The 19821-nt window shown below is 65.8% G+C and carries 15 protein-coding genes, 1 tRNA gene and 1 pseudogene; 6 read left to right on the plus strand and 11 right to left on the minus strand.

Going from position 1 to position 19821, the window contains the following annotated elements; translation table 11 throughout:
* From ASC45_RS13790 to ASC45_RS13820, 7 genes and pseudogenes are all read right to left on the minus strand, one after another.
* The coding region (locus ASC45_RS13790) for a transposase (protein ID WP_141655802.1) at positions 1–151 on the minus strand (151 nt) is incomplete at its 3' end.
* Positions 152–265: 114 nt separating this feature from the next.
* A tRNA-Ser gene (locus ASC45_RS13795) sits at positions 266–355 on the minus strand.
* A 214-nt stretch (positions 356–569) separates the two neighbouring features.
* Positions 570–1838 carry a radical SAM family heme chaperone HemW gene (gene hemW, locus ASC45_RS13800; protein WP_072243081.1) on the minus strand — a complete coding sequence of 423 codons (1269 nt, stop codon included), beginning with the start codon at positions 1836–1838 and terminating at the stop codon, positions 570–572.
* 13 nt (positions 1839–1851) lie between these two features.
* On the minus strand, positions 1852–2493 hold the full coding sequence (gene rdgB / locus ASC45_RS13805; RefSeq protein WP_055451617.1) for an RdgB/HAM1 family non-canonical purine NTP pyrophosphatase: 642 nt from the start codon (positions 2491–2493) through the stop codon (positions 1852–1854).
* A gap of 2 nt (positions 2494–2495) precedes the next feature.
* Entirely contained in the window at positions 2496–3227 is a 732-nt protein-coding gene (gene rph, locus ASC45_RS13810; RefSeq protein ID WP_055451618.1) for a ribonuclease PH, read from the minus strand.
* 17 nt (positions 3228–3244) lie between these two features.
* A pseudogene (locus ASC45_RS13815) lies at positions 3245–4167 on the minus strand (PP2C family protein-serine/threonine phosphatase).
* Entirely contained in the window at positions 4164–5243 is a 1080-nt protein-coding gene (locus ASC45_RS13820) for a serine/threonine protein kinase (RefSeq protein ID WP_055451619.1), read from the minus strand. Before ASC45_RS13820 ends, ASC45_RS13815 begins: the two are co-directional and overlap by 4 nt.
* Before the next feature lie 83 nt (positions 5244–5326).
* On the opposite strand from ASC45_RS13820, the gene ASC45_RS13825 reads away from it, so the two are divergent.
* Genes ASC45_RS13825 through ASC45_RS13840 form a run of 4 tightly spaced genes read left to right on the plus strand, consistent with a single transcriptional unit; the run spans position 5327 to position 9495 of the window.
* Complete coding sequence (locus tag ASC45_RS13825) at positions 5327–6205, plus strand: YicC/YloC family endoribonuclease (protein ID WP_055451620.1); 879 nt, start codon at positions 5327–5329, stop codon at positions 6203–6205.
* A 12-nt stretch (positions 6206–6217) separates the two neighbouring features.
* The gene (gene gmk / locus ASC45_RS13830) at positions 6218–6844 is read left to right on the plus strand and encodes a guanylate kinase (RefSeq protein ID WP_055451621.1); all 627 of its coding nucleotides are present in this window, start codon (positions 6218–6220) and stop codon (positions 6842–6844) included.
* 17 nt (positions 6845–6861) lie between these two features.
* Entirely contained in the window at positions 6862–7065 is a 204-nt protein-coding gene (rpoZ, locus tag ASC45_RS13835) for a DNA-directed RNA polymerase subunit omega (RefSeq protein ID WP_013107045.1), read from the plus strand.
* A gap of 9 nt (positions 7066–7074) precedes the next feature.
* On the plus strand, positions 7075–9495 hold the full coding sequence (locus ASC45_RS13840; protein WP_055451622.1) for a RelA/SpoT family protein: 2421 nt from the start codon (positions 7075–7077) through the stop codon (positions 9493–9495).
* A gap of 1 nt (position 9496) precedes the next feature.
* On the opposite strand, the gene greB is transcribed toward ASC45_RS13840, so the two are convergent.
* Genes greB through recC form a run of 4 tightly spaced genes read right to left on the minus strand, consistent with a single transcriptional unit; the run spans position 9497 to position 19024 of the window.
* Complete coding sequence (gene greB / locus ASC45_RS13845) at positions 9497–10060, minus strand: transcription elongation factor GreB (RefSeq protein WP_055451623.1); 564 nt, start codon at positions 10058–10060, stop codon at positions 9497–9499.
* Positions 10057–12009, minus strand: coding sequence for an exodeoxyribonuclease V subunit alpha (gene recD, locus ASC45_RS13850; RefSeq protein WP_055451624.1), 1953 nt, complete (start codon positions 12007–12009; stop codon positions 10057–10059). The genes greB and recD overlap by 4 nt, the downstream gene beginning before the upstream one ends.
* Positions 12006–15608: an exodeoxyribonuclease V subunit beta gene (gene recB, locus ASC45_RS13855; RefSeq protein WP_055451625.1), complete on the minus strand. Its 3603-nt coding sequence runs from the start codon at positions 15606–15608 to the stop codon at positions 12006–12008. Before recB ends, recD begins: the two co-directional genes overlap by 4 nt.
* A complete protein-coding gene (gene recC, locus ASC45_RS13860; protein WP_055451626.1) occupies positions 15605–19024 on the minus strand; it encodes an exodeoxyribonuclease V subunit gamma in 3420 nt (1139 codons plus the stop codon). The genes recB and recC overlap by 4 nt, the downstream gene beginning before the upstream one ends.
* 86 nt (positions 19025–19110) lie before the next feature.
* Between recC and ASC45_RS13865 the strand changes: the two genes are divergently transcribed.
* Together ASC45_RS13865 and ASC45_RS13870 are read left to right on the plus strand one after the other, a co-directional pair.
* Complete coding sequence (locus ASC45_RS13865) at positions 19111–19362, plus strand: type II toxin-antitoxin system ParD family antitoxin (protein ID WP_055451653.1); 252 nt, start codon at positions 19111–19113, stop codon at positions 19360–19362.
* Entirely contained in the window at positions 19359–19688 is a 330-nt protein-coding gene (locus ASC45_RS13870) for a type II toxin-antitoxin system RelE/ParE family toxin (RefSeq protein WP_055451627.1), read from the plus strand. Before ASC45_RS13865 ends, ASC45_RS13870 begins: the two co-directional genes overlap by 4 nt.
* Positions 19689–19821 lie beyond the last annotated feature (133 nt).

The following is a 19821-nucleotide window of genomic DNA, read 5'->3' on the forward strand; positions in this document are numbered from 1 at the left end:
CGTCGGCCGCAGCCTGACCGACCCAGTTGATGATGCTCTGCGCGGTACAGCCGAACTCGCGTGCCAGCTCCGCCGGGGTGCGCCCAGCGTGCACGAGGTCGACCATCTGCTGCCGGAACTCGGCAGGATACGGCGGACGTGACTTGGACATGATGTGGACTCCTTCATCAAAAGATTAGGTGTCCACGAAGCGGGGTCAACTCCAGCCCAACCGTGTTCAACTCGCTAGTTGGTATTACAGGCGGCTGATGGCGATCGGTCAAAGTGGCGGTGGGTCAGGGATTCGAACCCTGGAAGGACTTACATCCTTGCTAGTTTTCAAGACTAGTGCATTCAACCGCTCTGCCAACCCACCTAATTCTGCGAAGCGCTAGGAGTCTGCCAAACGTCGTTAAAGCTACTGCTGAGAGAGTCGTTTTAAGACTTTTTTTATTTCGTTTTTCGCAAATCTGACACCGCCTTAACGCAAGGCTACGAGACCGGTGCAATCGACCACTCTGCCACGCTTCCCTGTGCTTTGGCCCAGCGGTGGAGCCGAAGGTCGCATTCTAGCCAGGACTGGCTTGCGCTCAATCGGGCAGGAACAACTCGAGCGCGTTGTTCAGCATGTCGAAACCCAGCGGAGTCGTCTTCAATCGGGTGGTCGGGTCGACCATCAAGCACTGGCTTTGGGCTGCCTGCAAGGCTCGCTGAATGGCCGACGGCGGCAGGCCGGTGCGTTCCGTGAACAGCTCTGTCGGGACGCCCTCGCGCAGCCGCAGGGCGTTGAGCATGAACTCGAACGGCAGATCGCGGCGTGCCACTTCGACTTCGGTTTCGACAGCGCTGGCGCATTCGGCCTGCTCCATGTAGCGCTGCGGGTGGCGCCAACGTGTCTGGCGCACGATGCGGTGCCCAAAGGTGAGTTTGGAATGCGATCCCGCCCCGATGCCGAGATAGTCGCCAAATTGCCAGTAATTGAGGTTGTGACGGCAGGCATGCCCGGCTGCGGCGTATGCCGAAACCTCGTAACGTTGCAACCCTGCGGCCTCGGCCAGATCGGCTACGGCATGCTGCATGTCTGCGCCAAGGTCGTCGTCGGGCAGGGGCGGCGGCTGGCGGACGAACAGGGTGTTGGGCTCGAGCGTGAGCTGATAGAGCGAGAGATGCGGCGGCTGATGGGCCAGCGCTTCGCGGACGTCGGCCTTGCAGCCCGCCATGTCCTGCCGAGGCAGGGCGAACATCAGATCGAGATTGAAGGTCGCGAAGTGATGCGCGGCTTCGGCCACGGCGTCGTGAGCCTGACGCGCATCGTGCACGCGGCCCAGTGCGCGCAGGGCGTCGTCGTCGAAGCTCTGCACACCGATGGACAGGCGGTTGACGCCGGTCTGTGCGAAAGCCGCAAACCGGTCTCGCTCGAAGGTGCCGGGATTGGCCTCCAGCGTGATCTCGACATCGGCAACGAGGGGCAGCCTGGCGCGCACATCGGTGAGCAGTTGATCGATGGCGTCGGGCGAAAACAGACTGGGCGTGCCTCCTCCGATGAAAACGGAAATGACGCGCCGCCCCCAGACCAGTGGCAAGGCCGCATCGAGGTCGGCACGCAGCGCTGCGAGATAGGCATGCTCGGGAATCGCCCCGCCCGCGCGCCACTCATGCGAATTGAAATCGCAGTAGGGGCACTTCTTGAGGCACCACGGCAGGTGCACATAAAGACTGAGAGGCGGCAGCGACTGGAACTGGAGGGTACCGGGCCGCATGTAGTGCGGCAGAGACTGCGCCGCACGTTGATGCGCCGCGTCGCCTGGCTCGATGGGCGCAGCACCCGCGTCGACGATCGGAATGTGCTTCGGGTTCACCTAGGACGCGCACTTACGAAGAAGCCACCCAGCCCCATTGCGTGCGCAGCAGGGGCAGCAGGGCCTGAAGGGCCTGCCCGCGGTGGCTGATGCGATTTTTTTCGGCGGCATCGCATTGCGCCAGGGTGCGGCCATCGGCCAGGACGAACAAGGGGTCGTAGCCGAAGCCGCCCTGCCCTTGCGCGACATGGCCGATATGCCCGATCAGTTCACCACGAACGATGAGTGGCTCGGGATCGGCCGCGTGGCGCAGCGCCACCACGACGCTGACGAAACGGGCAAGGCGTTGCGTCTGGCCCTCCATGCGCTGCAGCAGCAGTTGGTTGTTGGCGGCATCCTGCACGGCACGCGGCCCTTCAGTCTGCGGTGCGAATCGGGCCGAGCGCACGCCCGGCAGTCCGCCCAGCGCCTCGACGCACAGGCCCGAGTCGTCCGCCAGCGCGGGAAGTCCGGTGTGGAAGCTGGCATGACGCGCCTTGGCCAGCGCATTCTCGACAAAGGTCGGGTGCGGCTCTTCCGCATCGGCAAGATGAAACTCGCTCTGGGCCTGCACATGGCAGCCCAGCGGCGCCAGCAAGGCCGAGAGCTCGGCGAGCTTGCCCGGGTTGCCGGACGCAAGCACGATCCTGCGCTCGACTGGAGTCGAAGAGCCCACTGTCAAATCTCCAGAGCCTGGCGCTGCAGCGCAACGAGTTCGGCAATGCCGCGTTGCGCCAGATCGATCATGCCGTCGAGTTGCTGACGTGTGAACGGTGTGCCTTCGGCCGTGCCCTGCACCTCGATCAACGCCCCGTCGGCCGTGCCCACCACGTTCATATCGGTGTCGCACTGGCTGTCCTCGGCATAGTCGAGATCGAGCCGGTAGTCGTCGCCCAGCAGGCCCACCGAGACTGCGGCCACGAGCTGGCGCATCGGGTTGTGCTGGACGCGGCCCTGGGCGATGAGCCACTGACAGGCATCCCAGGCGGCCACGGCCGCGCCGGTGATGGCCGCGGTGCGCGTGCCGCCGTCGGCCTGCAACACGTCGCAGTCCAGGGTGATCTGCCGTTCGCCCAGCGCGGAAAAATCGAACACAGCGCGCAGCGATCGGCCGATGAGGCGCTGGATTTCTTCCGTCCGGCCCTGTTGCTTGCCGCGCTTGGCCTCGCGCTCGCCTCGGGTGTGCGTCGCCCGCGGCAGCATGCCGTATTCCGCCGTCACCCAGCCCTGCCCGCTGCCGCGCTTGTGCGGCGGCACGCGTTCCTCGACCGAGGCGGTGCAGAGCACGCGGGTGTGCCCGAAAGCCACGAGGACCGAGCCTTCGGCATGATGGGTGAAATGACGTTCGATGGCAATGGCGCGCAGCGCCGAGAGCCCGCGGCCTTCTCGCGCAGGATGGGTATTGTTCATGGATGAGGTAGGAAGCGTTATTTGCGCGCCGCGCCTTGTCGAATGGCGGCGTTGATTTCGGCGATCGAGCGCTCGATGTCGGCCTCGTTCATTTCTTCGACCTGAAGATCGGCCAGCTCGCTCTGGATGGTGGACTTGAAGCCACCTTTCTGCATGGTCTCCGTTTCGATGCGCAGCGAGGTTTCGAGTTCTTCGGGGTCGGCCTCCCATTCGACGCCGAGCGCCGTCACGTTGTCCGAGTCGGCACCGCCTTGTCGCAGCGCCATCTCGACCACTTCGGGGACGGCGTCCGAGAGCACCTGTTGACCGAACTGCCGCACCAGAACCGACTCGGGAATCTGCCCCCACAGGCCATCGGAGCACAGCAGCACGATGTCGCCCCGTCGCATGGCCTGCGGCAAGCCCACCTCGATCATGGGCAACTGCCCCGACCCCAGACAGGTGAACAACATATTGCGCGTCGGGCCGTCCGGCTGCAGCAGGGCCAGACCGTGGATCTGATCTTTCTTGTGCTGTTGTTCGATATGCGAATGATCGCGCGTGCGCGTGAGCATGGCGCCATTGCGCATGAATACAGCCGGGAGTCGCCCACATGCGCCCAGTGCGCGGCGCCGTTTTGCAGCACGCAGACCACCACGGTGGTGCGCGGTGAATCGGTCAGCTTCTGCTCCTGGGCGTAGTGCTGAATCTGCTCGTGTGCGCGAAAGATCGAGCGGCGCAGAAATTCCTGCGGATCGCGCAGCCGAGGCCGGGCCTCTTGCTGAAACAGGTTGGCAATAGTCTGCAACGCCAATTGTGCGGCCACGTCGCCGCGCGGGTGACCGCCCAGGCCGTCGGCCAGCGCGAACAGCGCACTCTCACGCGTATAGCAATATCCCATGCGATCCTGGTTGGTCGCACGGCCGCCGCGGCGGCTGACCTGATACACCGAAAACTTCAATTCCTCTCCCTGTCAGCTGGCTTGCCCCGATCCGGCGTCGGGCTCTGCACGGCCTGAACCGGCGCACCAAAGCGGGTGACGTCACGCACTTTCTGGACTTGCGATTTGGTGTCGTTGACCAGCTCGTCGATATGCAGGCGCAGCTTCTCTCCCATGGTCAGATTGGTGTAGCGCCGGGCATTTTCCGCGCCGAGTTCGCGTTGGAGGTTGAACACACTCTGCGGCCGAGCCATGGCATCCAGCGCCATGCACCATTCGACGATCTCGATCAGATTATCCGAATACACTCCACGCAGCTTGGAGAGCTGCGCCTGCAGCCGGTCTTTCTCCAGGCGCTGTGGAGCCTCATACGGTGGGTAGCCTGTCATGCAGGCGTAGATGCAGGCGCCGATGGCGTAGATATCGGTCCAGGGGCCGAACGATCCTTCGCGCTTGTACATCTCTGGTGCCGCGAAACCCGGGGTGTACATCGGGCGAAAGCGCTTGTCCTGCTGATTGAGCACTTCGCGTGCCGCACCGAAGTCGATCAGGATGGGCTTATTGTCGTCGGTGATGAACACGTTCGCCGGCTTGATGTCGAGGTGCAGCATCTTGTGCTGATGCACCACGCGCAGGCCCTGCAGGATGTCGTCGAACAGCGAGCGGATGGTCGATTCACGAAAGATTTTCTTGCGCTTGAGCTCGCGCGCGGTGATGACGAACTCCTGGAGCGACGCACCCTCCAGGTAATTCATCACCATATAAACCGTGTCGTTCTCGCGGAAAAAGTTGAGCACGCTGACGACGCTCGGATGAGAAATCTGCGCCAGAGAGCGCCCCTCTTCGAAAAAGCTCTTCAAGCCCAGACGATAGAGCGCGAGCTTGTCCGGTGGCACCACCGGGCTCGACTCACCAGGCCCCCGCTCCACCAGCGAGGCCGGCAGATACTCCTTGATCGCCACTTTTTGCCCGTCCGGGCTCAACGCCAGGTACACCACGCCGAAGCCGCCACTGGCCACCTTGCGCACGATGCGATAGCCGCCCACCTGCGTTTCGGGCGCGAGTGGGGCGGGCTTGGTTTTGTGCTGGGTTGCCATGAGGCGAAGACTAGCAGTCTGCGGGCGAGACGAGTGTGGAAAAATACACGCAAAAGGGGATGCGATTGAAGCCAATTTATAGCATGACTGGCTACGGCCAAAAGAGTGCGCAACTGTCGACAGGAGCCAAGATCCATATCGAGTTGCGCTCGGTCAACAGCCGCTTTCTCGACATCGCCTTTCGGCTTCCGGAGGAACTGCGCGGTGCCGAAGCTGCCATGCGGCAATCCATCACCCAGGCGCTGCGCCGAGGCAAGATCGATTGCCGTGCCACGTTCGAGGCACCCCAGAGCACGCCAGCCCTGCCCGACCCGGCCACGGCTGCGCCCTTGCTGGCAGCGGAAGCCGCTCTGCGCGGCATGGCCCCGCACCTCACCCCGCTCTCGGTCGGCGAGGTGCTGCGCTTCATCGGCGGGGCTCAGGAAGAGCATGCCGACGCCGCCGAGATCGCGCAGATCACCGGGCAGGCGCTCGACCAGGCGCTGGCTGCGCTGATCAAAGCGCGTGCCCAGGAAGGTGACCGTCTGCGCGCCCTGCTGCTCGATCGCATCGATCAGATCGCCCAGCATGCCGCTCGCGCCCGGGCCATCGTGCCCCTCGCGGTGGAGCGGCAGCAGGCGCGCTTCACCGCTCGCTGGGAAGAGGCTCTGAGTGCGCTGACCGGCTTGGAAACCAGCGCCGAGACGCTCAACGAGCGCCGCTTGCAGGAAGCCGCCAGTTTTGCCATCCGCATCGACGTCGCCGAAGAACTCGACCGCCTGCAGGCCCACCTCCAGACCTTGCGAGATCTGCTCGACCAAGGCGGCGAACTCGGCAAGCGACTGGATTTTCTCATCCAGGAACTCCACCGCGAAGCCAACACCCTGGGCTCCAAGTCCGCCGCGCTCGAACTCAGCGAAATCTCCCTCGAACTCAAGGTACTGATCGAGCAGATGCGCGAGCAGGTGCAGAACATCGAATAAGCCAGGCTCAACGTGTCCACCCACTTTCCCGGAAATCTCTTTGTCGTCGCCGCCCCCAGCGGGGCGGGCAAGTCCAGCCTCGTCAACGCGCTGCTGGCCGAGGACTCTCGCATTCAACTCTCGGTGTCCTGCACCACGCGGGCGCCGCGCGGCGCCGAGGTCGATGGCGTGCACTACGTTTTCATTGATGCCCCGGAGTTTCAGCGTCGCATCGACGCGGGCGAATTCCTTGAATGGGCCGAGGTGCACGGCAACCGCTACGGCACCTCGAAGCGCTGGCTCGAAAGCCGCATGGCCGATGGCATGGACGTGCTGCTCGAAATCGACTGGCAGGGCGCCGCCCAGGTTCGCGCGCAGTTCGACAATGCGGTGAGCATCTTCATCCTGCCGCCCTCGTTCGAGGAGCTTCGCCAGCGTCTCACGCGCCGCGCCGAAGACGCGCCCGAGGTCATCGAACAGCGGCTGCGCGAGGCTCGCGTCGAGCTGGCGCAGGCGAAGAACTTCGACTTTATAATTGTGAATCAAGACTTTACGCATGCCTTGCGCGATCTCAGGCAGGTCGTGGCCGCCCAGCGGCTACGCTATGCCGCGCAACGCCTTTCCCACCCCGAGGTCTTTCGTGCCCTCGGCATCCTCTGAACTGGAACTCTGACATCATGGCCCGCATCACCGTTGAAGACTGCCTGGAAAAAATCCCCAACCGCTTCCAGCTCGTTCTGGCCGCAACGTACCGCGCCCGCATGCTGGAGCAGGGTCATTCGCCTAAGCTCGAATCGAAGGACAAGCCCGCCGTCACCGCCCTGCGCGAAATCGCCGCCGGTCTGACGGGTATCGAGATGCTGAAAAAAGTACCCACCTGATCGTTGACGATGCCCAGCAGCCCTACCGCCGCCACCGGCCCGAAATCTTCGGCCGTGGGGCGGTCCGTGCCTGCTGCGGGCAAGCCCGAGGCGATCAAGCGGCCGCGGGCGCGCTCCAAGAGCGCCGCCGCAGAACCTGAGCCCGCCTCCGTGGCCTCTGCGGCTCCCGAGGCGAACCTGGATCATCCCAGAATTCCTGCGGCTCCGGCGGCTCTCGAAGAGGGTTCTGCCGCGCGCTATGTGCCGGTGAGTCTGGCGAGCCTGCTGAGCAAGCTGCAGGCCTATCTTCCCGAAGCCGATCTGCAAAAAATCCGCGAGGCCTACCGCTTCGCGGATGCCGCGCACCTCGGCCAATATCGCGCCAGCGGCGAGCCCTACATCTCCCATCCCGTGGCAGTGGCGGAACTGTGCGCCGACTGGAAGCTCGACACCCAGGCCATCATGGCCGCACTGCTGCACGACACTGCCGAAGATAAGGGCATCACCCAGGCCGAACTCATCGAACATTTCGGCCCCACGGTGGCCGATCTGGTCGATGGGCTGACCAAGCTCGACAAGCTGCAGTTCTCCAACCGCGAAGAGAACCAGTCGGAGAGCTTTCGCAAGATGTTGCTGGCGATGGCCCGCGACATTCGGGTCATCCTCGTCAAGCTAGCCGACCGTCTGCACAACATGCGCACCCTGGGCGCGATGGCGGCAGCCAAGCGGGTGCGCATTTCGCGCGAGACGATGGACATCTACGCGCCCATCGCACACCGTCTTGGCCTCAACCTGGTGTACCGCGAACTGCAGGAGCTCGGCTTCGCCAACAGCCACCCCAACCGCTATGCCGTGCTGTCACGCGCGGTGCAGGCGGCGCGTGGCAACCGGCATGGTCTGGTGGAAAAAATTCTTGCGGCAACGCAGACCGCACTGAAAGACGCGCAGATTCAGGCGCAGCTCTTCGGCCGCGAAAAGACGCTGTACTCCATTTACCGCAAGATGCGCGGCAAGCACCTGAGCTTCGCGCACATTCAAGACATCTTCGGCTTTCGCATCCTGGTGCCCGAAGTGCTCGACTGCTATCGCGCTCTGGGTGTGCTCCATGGCCTGTACAAGCCCATGCCCGGCAAGTTCGAGGACTACATCGCCATCCCGAAGGCCAATGGCTATCAGTCCTTGCACACCACGCTGATCGGGCCCAACGGCAACCCGATCGAGTTCCAGATCCGCACCGAGGCCATGCATCGCATCGCCGAAAGCGGGGTGGCCGCGCACTGGCTCTACAAGACGCAGGACGACAAATCGGCGCCCCAACAGGCGCTGACCAACGCCTGGCTGCAGTCACTGCTCGACATCCAGACCGAGAACCGCGACTGGGCCGATTTTCTCGAAACCGTCAAGGTCGATCTGGCGCCCGATGCGGTGTATGTGTTCACGCCCAAGTCGCGCATTCTGGCGCTGCCGCGCGGCGCCACGCCGGTGGACTTCGCCTATGCCATTCACACCAATCTTGGCGACCAGACGGTGGCCGCCAAGGTGAACAACGCCCTGGTGCCCCTGCGCACCGAACTGCGCAGCGGCGACGTGGTGGAGATCATCACGGCACCAACGTCGCGCCCCAATCCGAGCTGGCTGAGCTTTGTGCGCACCGGGCGGGCACGTTCGAAGATCCGACACTCGTTGCGCACCACGCAGCAGGCCGAGTCGATCGAACTCGGCAGGCGCCTCATGCAGAGCGCGCTGCGGCACGAGCATCTCGACCTGGCCGCGCTCGACGACGGGGTGTGGGACAAGCTGCTGCGCTGGACCGGCTTCAAGGCGCGTGACGATCTGTTTGCCGACATCGGCCTGGGCAAGCGGGTGGCCGACATTCTGGCCAAGCGCGTGGTGGCGCTGGTCTCGCCTCAGGATGCGCTTTCTGCGCCGCTGCTCGACACCATCGAGCGCCTGGAGAGCCGCGCCGGACGCGATTCGCAGTCCACCCTGCAGCTCGACGGCAGCGAAGGCATTTCGGTGCGATATGCCACCTGCTGCCGCCCGATTCCTGGCGATGCGATCATCGGCTATCTGGGCAAGGGCGAAGGCCTGATCGTGCATCAGCAGGATTGCGATACCGCCCGGCGCCTGTTCCAGAAGGACCCGGATCGCTGGATCGACCTGAGCTGGGCCGACGAATGCACCCGTCCCTTCGAAACCGGCCTGAGCGTGATCGTGCAGAACACCAAGGGCGTGCTGGCCCGGGTGGCCGCCGCCATCAGCGAGCACGACAGCGACATCGCCCATGTCACGATGGACGAGGACACCCAGCAGGCCACCACCGAGCTGCGCTTCGTCGTGCAGGTGCGCGATCGCAAACACCTGGCCGACGTGCTCCGGGCGCTGCGCCGCCTGAAGTTCGTGGTGCGCGCCAGCCGCATGAAAAATCGCGCCAGCGGAACCGCCGCGTGAATCAAGCGCGCGGCGGGTAAGACACCTCCAGAATGTCCAGCGTGGCAAGCCCCCCCGGCGTGGGCAGGCTCACACTGTCGCCTTCGCGCGCCTTGAGCAGCGCGCGCGCCACCGGGGAAATCCAGCTGATTCTCCCCTGCAGCGGTTCGGTCTCGTCGATGCCGACGATGGTGATGGTGTGCTCGGCGCCCTTGTCGTCGGCATAGCGCACAGTGGCACCGAAAAACACCTGATCGTTGCCATGTTGCAGGCTGGCATCGACGACTTCGGCAATATCGAGGCGCTTGGTGAGAAAGCGGATGCGCCGGTCGATCTCGCGCAGGCGCTTCTTGCCGTAGATGTAATCACCGTTTTCCGAGCGATCGCCGTTCTTGGCCGCCCATGACACGGTCTCGACCACCTTCGGACGCTCGTCCTCGACCAGCGTCTTCAGCTCGGCGCGCAGCCGGGCGTAGCCTTGCGGGGTCAGGTAGTTCTTGCCGCCCGGCGGCAACGGTGGAAGCTGGGCGCCGTCGTCGTCGTCATCGGCGTCCGAGGGCTGTTCGCGGACAAAGGCCTTGTTCATGAGGAGCTCAGTTTATCGATACGCCAGAGCAATCCGCTGGCGCGGCGCGTGACGCGCTCGATCCCTTCGCGCAGGATCTGCACATCGGCGCAGGCCAGGGTGAAAGCCTCTCGTGCGCGGGTGATGCCGGTGTAGATCAGCTCGCGGCTCAGTCCGGCATGGTGCTCGGGCAGCACCAAGACGGTGTGCTCGAACTCCGACCCCTGCGACTGATGCACCGTCATGGCAAACGCCGTCTGCACATCGGCCAGTCGGCTGGGGCTCACCGTGCGCAGCGCCTGTCCTTGCAGAAACACCACCCGCAGGTCATGCCCGGCCATGGGCAGAGCGATGCCCACATCGCCGTTCAGCACGCCCAGATCGGGGTCGTTGCGCGTGACCATGACCGGACGGCCCGCGTACCACGTGCCCCGACAACGGAGCTGACCAAGCGCATCGAGCTGCGCGGCAATCGCCTCGTTAAGGGCGCTCACCCCCCAAGGCCCTTCGCGCACCGCGCACAACACCCGGCAGCGGTCGAAAGCCCGCAGCACACGGCCCGCCCAGTCGTCCCACTTCTGCGGATCTGCGGGCGGCTGCTGCTGCAACAGCTCGGCATAGGCGGCATACCCGGCCGCATGCGCCCGCCCCCTGACAGCCAGCTCGGCGACGATCTGCGCCACCGACACCGCGGGCGAAACCGCCACGGGCAACAGCCGCACGGCAGGGTCGTGGCTGGGCTGCAACAAGCGCAGCGCTGTGTCAGCATCGCCGTTTTGCACCGCAAAAGCGAGCTGACCGATGGCGCCGCCGAAGCGATGGCTTTTGCGCAGCATCACGACCTGCTGCGACAGCAGCGGGCCTTCGGGGTCGATGAAACACGCAGGCAACGCCGTGCCGGCCAGCGCCTCGAGGGCCTGCGACGTCTCGGGGGTGTAGCGCCCCTGCTCTGCCCCGCGACACAATTCACCGAGCACCGCACCGGCCTCCACCGAAGCGAGTTGATCCTTGTCGCCCAGCAGAATGAGGCGCGCGGCAGGCGGCAGGGCTTCGAGCACCGCCGCCATCATTTCCAGATGAACCATGGAGGCTTCGTCGATGAGCAGCACATCGACGTCGAGCAGGTGCGCGGCGTTGCACGCGAACCGGCGGGTATCGGGCCGTGCGCCGAGCAGGCTATGCAGGGTGCGGGCCGGGCCCAGGCTGTGCGACAGATCGCTCATACCCTCTAGCCCAGAGAGCTTGCCGAGTTCGCGGTCGATGGACTGCTTGAGCCGCGCAGCGGCCTTGCCGGTGGGCGCTGCCAGGGCCACTCGCAGCGCCTGAGTGGCTTCGTCCCGGTTCGCCCACAGCAAGGCCAGCAGGCGTGCCGCGGTGTGCGTCTTGCCGGTGCCAGGGCCGCCAGTGATCAGGGTGAAACGTCCGCGCAGCGCCACGGCACAGGCGAGCTTCTGCCAGTCCACCTCATGGTCGGGCGCAGGGGGAAACAGCCGCGCGAGCATGGCCGCGGCCCGCGAAGCATCGAACCCGGTCTCATACTGCAGGCGCTCATGGATGCGCGCCGCCACGGTGCATTCGTCGCGCCAGTAGCGGCGCAGATACAGCCGTCCAGCGCTGACGACCAGAGGCGCGCCCGCATCCTCCTCACCCTCGACATGGACGACCGCGCAGGCGCGGAGCATGGGCATGGCATCGAGCGGCCAAACGACATCGGGCGCCAGGCTGCACGTCGAACCCGCCTGCAGCGCGCGCTCCTTCAAGGCTGCGAGATGCTGCGGCATCTCGTCGAGCATCACGCAGGTGTGCCCGCGTCCCTCCAGATCGGCCAGAATCGCCACGCCCACCACCAACGCCGATGGCATCTGCGGGCAAAGTTCGTGCAGGAAGCGGGCCAGCGCCACATCCAGGCGACGCAACACGCCCTGCTGCGCCCAATCGTGCAGAACCTCGAACACCTCCTGCTGGGTCATGCCGTCTCTCCCTGCCGGGCAAAGATTGCATCGAGGCCTTCGAGAAGGGCCGCATCCGGTGCAAGGTGCACGCAGCCCGAAACGGGCCCGCCGATGCCGCGCAAAAACAGCACCAGCCCTCCTCCGAGGTGAGTCTCGGGGTCGTAGTCCGACCGCAGACGGGCACGCAGCAGACGATGCAGGGCCAGCATGTAAAGCGCGCTCTGCACGTCGTAACGATGGTCGAGCACGGCAGCCTCCAGCGCGTCCTTGGTGTAGTCGGCGTCGTCTGCGCCGAGGGCGTTGCTCTTGTAGTCGAGCACCCAATAGCGCCCGCCGTGGGCAAAGACCAGATCGGCAAAGCCCATCACCATGCCGTGCAGCACGCGCTCGGTCAGCGCGGGACGCGCGCGCCCCGGCAGGATGTGGCGCTGGCATAGGGCGTCGATCTCGGCCGCGCGTGCCCGCGTCACCGGCAGCCAAAACTCCATCTCGGCCAGGGCGGCACCGATCTCGGGTAAGGCCACACCCAGCGGCGGCAGGCGCGTGGCCAGAATCTCGCTGAGCCATTGCAGCAGGTCGTTTGCGCGCGCTTCGTCCCACCCCTGCCCCGCACAGCGTTGCAGCAGGCGTTGCCGCATCTCGGGCGAGGCCAGGTCGAAACCGTTTTCGCCCAGCCAGGCCAGTTGCTCGTGGACGAACTGGCCCATCAGCGCCCCGCGCGGAAAGCGATGACGCGCCGCGGCCGATACGCTCACCGGCTGGGTGAGCGGCTGCGCGGTCCACAGTTCGTCTTGCAGCATGACGGGCACGGCGGTCTGCTGGGTGGAGCGCGGCGTGAGGTCGCGCACCAGCGCCGAGAAGCTGCCTATGCTCCAGTCGCGCTCGAAGGTGGCGTGATAGACCAGCGGCTCGACCAGCGCCGCAGTCTCGCTCGCGCGCTGCAGCCTGCGAAACTCGGGCGACGCGGCGGCATCGACGATGTGCACGGCCGAGTCATTGCCAAAGGTGTCGCGCAGCAGATCGCCCAGCGCCTGGCCCTCGAAGGGCGTCTCGCCGCCGAGCAGATAGCCGATGGCACTTCGGTGCAGCACGCAGGCTTTGGCGTTGCCGATTTTCAATGCACCGAGCCCCACCCACAGCGCATGTCGTGCGCGGGTCAGCGCCACATAGAGCAGCCGCAGATCTTCGCGCAGACGGTCGCGGTCTTCGGTACCGTCGCGTGGCTCCTTGAACGCGGTGGCAAAAGGCAGGAACACCACGGGATATTCCAGCCCCTTGGATTTGTGGATGGTGACCACGCGCACCAGATCGGCCTCGCTCTCCAGCCGTACCACCTGTTCTTCGTTCCCCTCCTCGGTCATCTGCTGCTGCAGCCATTGGATCAGCGCCTGTTCGCCGTCGAGGGTGCTGCTGGCGGTCTGCAGCAGCTCGGCCAGATGCAGCACATTGGTCAGGCGGCGCTCGCCATCGGGCTCGTTCAGCCAGTCTGCGGGAAGATCGAGCCGGTGCAGCATCCGGCGCACCATGGGCAGCACACCCTGGCGCAGCCAGATGCCGTGCAGCTCGGCGAGCAGTTCGAGCCGGTCTTCGAACACGGCATCGTCGGTGGCGAGCGCGGCCATTTCAGGCAGCGAAGCACCCAGGGTGCGGGTGGCAAAAGCGGCACGGGCCAGGCGCCCATCGCGCGGCGCTGCCACCGCCCGCAGCCAGCGCAGCAGATCGGCGGCCTCCGGCGAGGCGAACACCGAATCGCGGTCGGAGAGATAGACCGAGCTCACGCCCCGGCCCTTGAGTTCGTCGCGCACCGCCTGGGCCTCGCTGCCATCGCGCACGAGCACGGCGATGTCGGACGGGCGCAGCCGCACGAAGCCGCCGTCGGCCTGCTCAAACCCCGCTTGCGCATCTTCGAGCAAGGCGACGATGCGCGCAGCGGCGTGCGCAGCGAAGCGCTCGCGGGCCGCGTTCTTCGACTCGGCCTCGGCGTGCACTGCGCAGGTCAGAGCGGGTACCGCGCCTTCGGCGCAGACGAGTCGTTCGGCCCGTCCCTTCGCTGCGACCGCGATGAAGGGCAAGGGGTTGGCATCCTCCGAGTCATCCGCGCGTCGGTAGAGAAACGCGCCCTCGCCTGCGGCCTGCTCGCGTCTGCCGAACAGACGGTTGATGCATCGCACCACCGCCTCGGTCGATCGATGGTTGGTGGCCAGCGCGACATGCCGTCCCTGCGTCGCCAGCCGCGCCTGCAGATAGCTGTCGATGTCGGCCCCGCGAAACGCGTAGATGGACTGCTTGGGGTCGCCGATGAGCAGCACGGCGCTGTCCGCGGCGGGCGTGCCCCTCAGCCCGTAGAGGCGATCGAACAGCCGGAACTGCAGGGCCGACGTGTCCTGAAACTCGTCGATGAGCGCCACCGGATATTGCTGCAGGATGCTCGTGCGCAGCCGCTCGGCGCGAGGCCCGGCCAGCGCGGCGTCGAGACGTTCGATCTGATCTTGAAAGCTGAACTGGCCCGACGCTGCCTTGAGTGCGCGCAGCCTCGTCTCGACCTGCGCTGCGGCATGGTCTTGCATGGCTGCGGCGAGGTCGGGAAGTTCGGCCAGCGCATCGCGCAAGGTCTCGATCGGGCCAAAGACCTCGGGCACGTCGATGGTCTTGCCCTTGTTGCAACCCGCCCGCAGCGCTTCCGGGGTGAGCTTGGAACAGACGTCTGCTTTGAGGTTGGGCTGCGCCAGGGCCGGGTCGTTCGCCCAGCCCTCCAGCGTCTCGAACCAACCGCAGACCTTGGCTGTGGGGTATTTCGTTTTGCTGAGTGGATTGTCCGGGTGCTGCAACAGAGTGCACAGCCAATCGCGCATCTCGAGGATGCGCGGCTTCCACTGCGACTTGAGTTCGCTGGCCTTGGCCTGACGTTGCGAGGCCACGCGCTGCCAGAGCGCCAGCAGCGACTCGTCCGCAGGTGCCTGCCGTGGCGCCACCTCGGGGGCGGCACGTAGCCGCATCCTTCGGGCGGCCTGCACCGTGGCGATGACCGCTTCGACATCGGGCCACACTTCGAGCACGCCGTCGAGGGCCTCGCCTGCAAGGGGATAAACCTGCTGCCGCCAGTAGTCGTGCACCGCCTGTTGGATGAGCGCGTTCTCGTCGGCGACGAGATCTTCGTCGAAGGCATGGCCACTGTCGAAGGCATGTTCGCGCAGCATGCGCTGGCACCACGCGTCGATGGTGAACACGGCGGCATCGTCCATGCCCTGCGCGGCCACGGACAGGCGCCAGGCCGCCGCTTCTCGGGTGGACCCAGGCGGGTAATCGGCCAGCAGGCGCTGCAGATATTCATCGTCGGCCTTCGGCTGCGCTTCGCCCTGAAAGCAGCGCGCAGCCTCGACCAGGCGGCGGCGGATGCGGTCGGTCAGCTCGCGCGTGGCAGCCCGGGTGAAAGTCATCACCAGAATGTTCTCCGGCATGAGCGCACGCGAGAACGCCGCTCCATTTGCGCCATGACCGAGCACCAGACGCAGGTAGAGCGCGGCGATGGTCCAGGTCTTGCCGGTACCCGCGCTGGCTTCGATGAGGCGGCTGCCCTGCAAGGGCAGGCTCAGCGGATCGAGCAAGGGCGTCGTCATGGCGTGTCCCCGTCACCCACGTTCGTATCGTGGACGAACACCGTCGCTTGCTGCGCCCAATCGAACAAGGGCTTGAACAAGGTGGCGGTGTAGGCGGCCAGACGCCCGTCGGCGGCGAGCGCCGCATAGCCGGGAAACATCCGGGCCAGACAGGGTTCTTGTACTTCAGGAGCGTTGTTGAATCCGCCGTCGTAAGCCTGCTGGCCCTTGCCGTCCTTCAGATCGGCCAGCGCGGTTCGGGCGGTGAAGGGCAAGGGCTCGCGCATGCCGTCATGCCAGGCTTGCAGCAGCGCGAGCAGATGCCCGGTCGCTTCATCCTTTCCGAGCGGTGGCACCTCGATGCGCGCATCCAGGCCGACCAGCACACCGCCGACCGAGTGGCCGCAGGAGCTGGCGACGATCTGGCGCACCCAGGCCTCGAGCAGCCGATCCGCCCGCACCTTCCCATCGCCATCGCAGAGTTTCGACGCGCTCAGTTCGAGCCACACCTTCTTCCGACCGCCCGAGCGCAGGCCTTCGAGCCAGTCGTCGATCTGCAGGCCGAACAAACCGAGGTTCAGACGCAACTTGTCAACGGCTTCGGGGTAGGCTTGCGCGAGGGTCTGCCAGCAGGCGAGTGCGGGTTGCACATCGCGCACCAGCGACACCGCGACGCGCTCGCCCAGGTGGCGCATGGGGAGCACCCCGCTGCCCAGCTCCCGCTGGGCGCGTCGCGCCAGCACGGCTTGCGCATCATCGCAGGTGAGGGCATGAGGGTCCTCGATCAGGCGGTCTCTCAGCGCGTAGCGGTCCAGGGGGTCGAGGCTGAAGACCTCATCGTCGTCATGCGTTTGCAGCTCGTCGAACACCACGTCGAGCCTTGCCCGGAAAAAGGTCTTGACCGGGTTTTTCAGAAAGCGGGCCAGCTGCTGCACCGTCAGGGGTTCGGTCCAGGGCTCGAACTTCGGTGACTCTTGCGCGGTCGCAGTCGGCCCAGTGTGAGCCTGCCGCCATTCGCGGGCATAGGTAAAGAGTTGTGCATCGCCCTCGAAATAGCGGCGGCTGAACGGCTGCAGCGGGTGCACCGTGGTGCGCTGCGCGAGCAGGTCGCCCGGCTTGCCATGCGCATCGGCCTCGCCCTGCCAGCCGGCGGCGAGGTAGTCGCGCAGCTGCGCCACTAGCACCGAGGGCGGCTGCTCGGTGTTGTCACGCGCGCTGCGTCCTGCCCAACTGACGTAGAGCATGCGCCGCGCCGAGAGCAGCGCCTCGAGCATGAGATAGCGATCGTCCTCGCGGCGGGCGCGGTCGCCGGGGCGATACTGGCCCGGCTGATGCAGCAGATCGAAATCGCTGCGCGGGCTCTGGCGCGGATAGTCGCCTTCGTTCATGCCCAGCAGACAGACCACCTCGAACGGAATCGACCGCAGCGGCATCAGGGTGCAGAAGGTCACGCCGCCGGCCAGGAAGCGGCCACCCGAAGCGGCTTCATCCAGGCCGCTGAGCCAGGCCTCGCCCAGCACTTCCAGCGGCACTGCTTCATTGAATCCGGCCGAGGCGCAATGCTCGACCCAGCTCGACAGGGCATCGTCAAGACTGGCGCGGGTTTCGCGCTCGCGCAGGTCTTGCGGCTGGCTGATGGCGTCGAGCAGGTCGCGGGCACGCTGCGCCCATTGCAGCGGCGTGGCGCCTTCACGGGCCGTGCGCCACCAGTCCTGCAGCACATCGAGCAGGTCGGCCAGCGGCCCCACCAGCGCGGCGTCCAGCCCACCGATTTCGTCGAAGGGCACGATGCCCGCAAACCCGTCATCCCCCGCGCCGGTGTAGCCCAGCAGCATGCGGCGCAGGCCGAAGCGCCAGGTGTTCTGCTCGCCGCAGGCACCAAGGCCGAGACCGGCGCGCTGCTCGGTATTCAGCCCCCAGCGCACCCCCGCCCCGGCGATCCACTGCGTCAGGCGGGGCCGGTCTTGCGGTTCGATGCCGAAGCGCCGGGCAATGGCCGGTACGTCGAACAGGGCGGCGACTTCGGAGGCCAAGATGCGCTCCTGCGGCAGACGCAGCAGCCAGTCCAGGGCGACGAGGAAGGGCTCGGTCGTGCGCGCAGAAAGGTCGGCGATGTCGAAGGGAATGAAGCGCGCATCGCCCGGTGGATATTGGCCGAACACCGCACGGATAGCGGGCGCAAAGGGGGTGATGTCGGGGGTCATCACCACGATGTCACGCGGCCGCAGAGGTCTGTCCCCCGGCTGCGCCAGCAGATGCAGCAACTGATCGTGCAGGATTTCGACTTCGCGCTGGGCACTGTGCGCGATGTGAAAGACCACCGAACGATCCGCCGCAGGCATGACATGCCGCGGATGTTCGGGCAGGGGCAGCAGGTCGCGGATGGCGGCCTGCACCTGTTCGAGCAGGGTGTCGCCCGGCGCTTCGTCGAACTGATCGAGCCGGGGCAGACCGGGGCTGTCGTTCGCTGAGGCCCGGTCATCGAAGGCATCGAGCTGGCGCATGAAATCGCGCCCCTGACGTCCCCACGCGGCCAGCAGCGGGTGGGCGTGGGCATGCATCGCCTCCAGGCTCACACCAGCCAGGTCTTCGGCACGCAGGGGGCGGCGCCGGGGAGCGTCGCGCAGCAGTTCGCGTCCATCGATGATGTCGGCCCAGTGGTAACGGCAGGGATTGGGCAGCGCGATCAGGACCTGCGCATGGCGCGACAGCGCCACGAGAGCGTCGAGCACCACCGCAGGCAGATGCGAGGCGCCGAACAGCACCACGCGGCGCGGCAGCTTGCCCGCAGCCAGGGGTGACTGCAGGGCCTGCACAAAGGCTCGCTGCACCTCGGCGCGGGTGCCCGCGCGTTCAGCCTCGCTCAGTTCGCCGAGCACGCGGCGCCACAGCCAGGGCTGCCAGCGTTGATCCTCCGGAAGAGGCGTGGTCTGGCCACGGGCATCGATGAGCACGTCGCGGTCGCGCGCCCAGGCGTCGAGCCAATCACCGCGGTAGATCTGATACTGGTCGTAAAGATCGGCCAGCCGTTGCGCCAGTTGCAGCCGCCGCTGCGCACCCTGCCCCTGAAGGTACTGGCGCAGCGGTTGGCACACGGTCTCGTCCGGCAGATCGCCCAATAGCCGCATGAGCCGCCAGACCAGCAGTGGCTTGTCCAGCGGCGACTGCGAGGGCGTGGCCGCACGCCCCAGCACCTGCCGGTAGATGCGCCAGAGAAACCGTCCTGGCAGCTCCACCCTCGTGGCCGCGCAGATGCCGCCGTGTGCGGCCAACGCCATTTTCAGCCACTCTGCGGCGCCATTGCTCTGCACCAGAACGACCTCTTGCTTCAGAGGCGCCAGCGGCTGCCGCGCCAGAACCTCGAGCACCAGATCGCGCAGCCATTCGAGTCGGTTGCCCTGCAGGATGAACAAGCCGGGGGGAAGATCGTCAGTCATGGCAGGAGCGTACAGGAGCAGGACGGCATACGGTAAGGCGGACGATGAGTCTTGCCAATTTTTGCCAAAAGACCTACCCTTGCACCATGAGCACGATGAACATTTCTCTCCCAGACACCCTGAAATCCTTCGTGGACGAACAGGTCAGCCAGCGTGGCTATGGCACGAGCAGCGAGTACGTGCGCGAGTTGATCCGCAAGGACCAGGAACGTCTGCAACTGCGCAGCTTGCTGTTGGCCGGGGCCGCGTCGGCGCCGACGGCACCAGCCGATGTCGGCTACTTTGACGGGCTGCGGGATCGGGTGCGCAATAACCCCAAGGCCGACGCTCGCGGGTGAAAGCCAAGCCTGTCATCCCGCGTGGGCAGGCCCATCGTGATGTGGAAGAGGCTATTGCCCACTATCTGAGTGAGGCAGGCGAAAGCGTGGCGCTCGATTTCATCTCCGCCCTGGAGAAGGCCTACGGCCATATCGGCCGCCACCCGACCACGGGCTCGCCGCGCTACGCCCTTGAGCTCGCCATTCCGGGGCTGCGCGCCTGGGCGCTGACCCGCTACCCGCACCTCGTGTTTTACGTCGAGCATCCGAGTCACATCGATGTTTGGCGCGTACTGCACGCACGGCGCGACATCCCCGCGTGGATGCAAGAGCCCGACGAAGTCTGACGGTCTGTCGCCTGGGTCCTTGACCTCTGCAGATGACGCATCAGGACATTTTGACCCGCATTCGACGTCTTCTAGTATTTGCTATAAGGTATGTTCATGCAGTCGTTCCCGACCAAGCGCAACAAGGCTTCGG

This window comes from Thiomonas bhubaneswarensis (assembly GCF_001418255.1).
Classification (GTDB): domain Bacteria; phylum Pseudomonadota; class Gammaproteobacteria; order Burkholderiales; family Burkholderiaceae_C; genus Thiomonas; species Thiomonas bhubaneswarensis.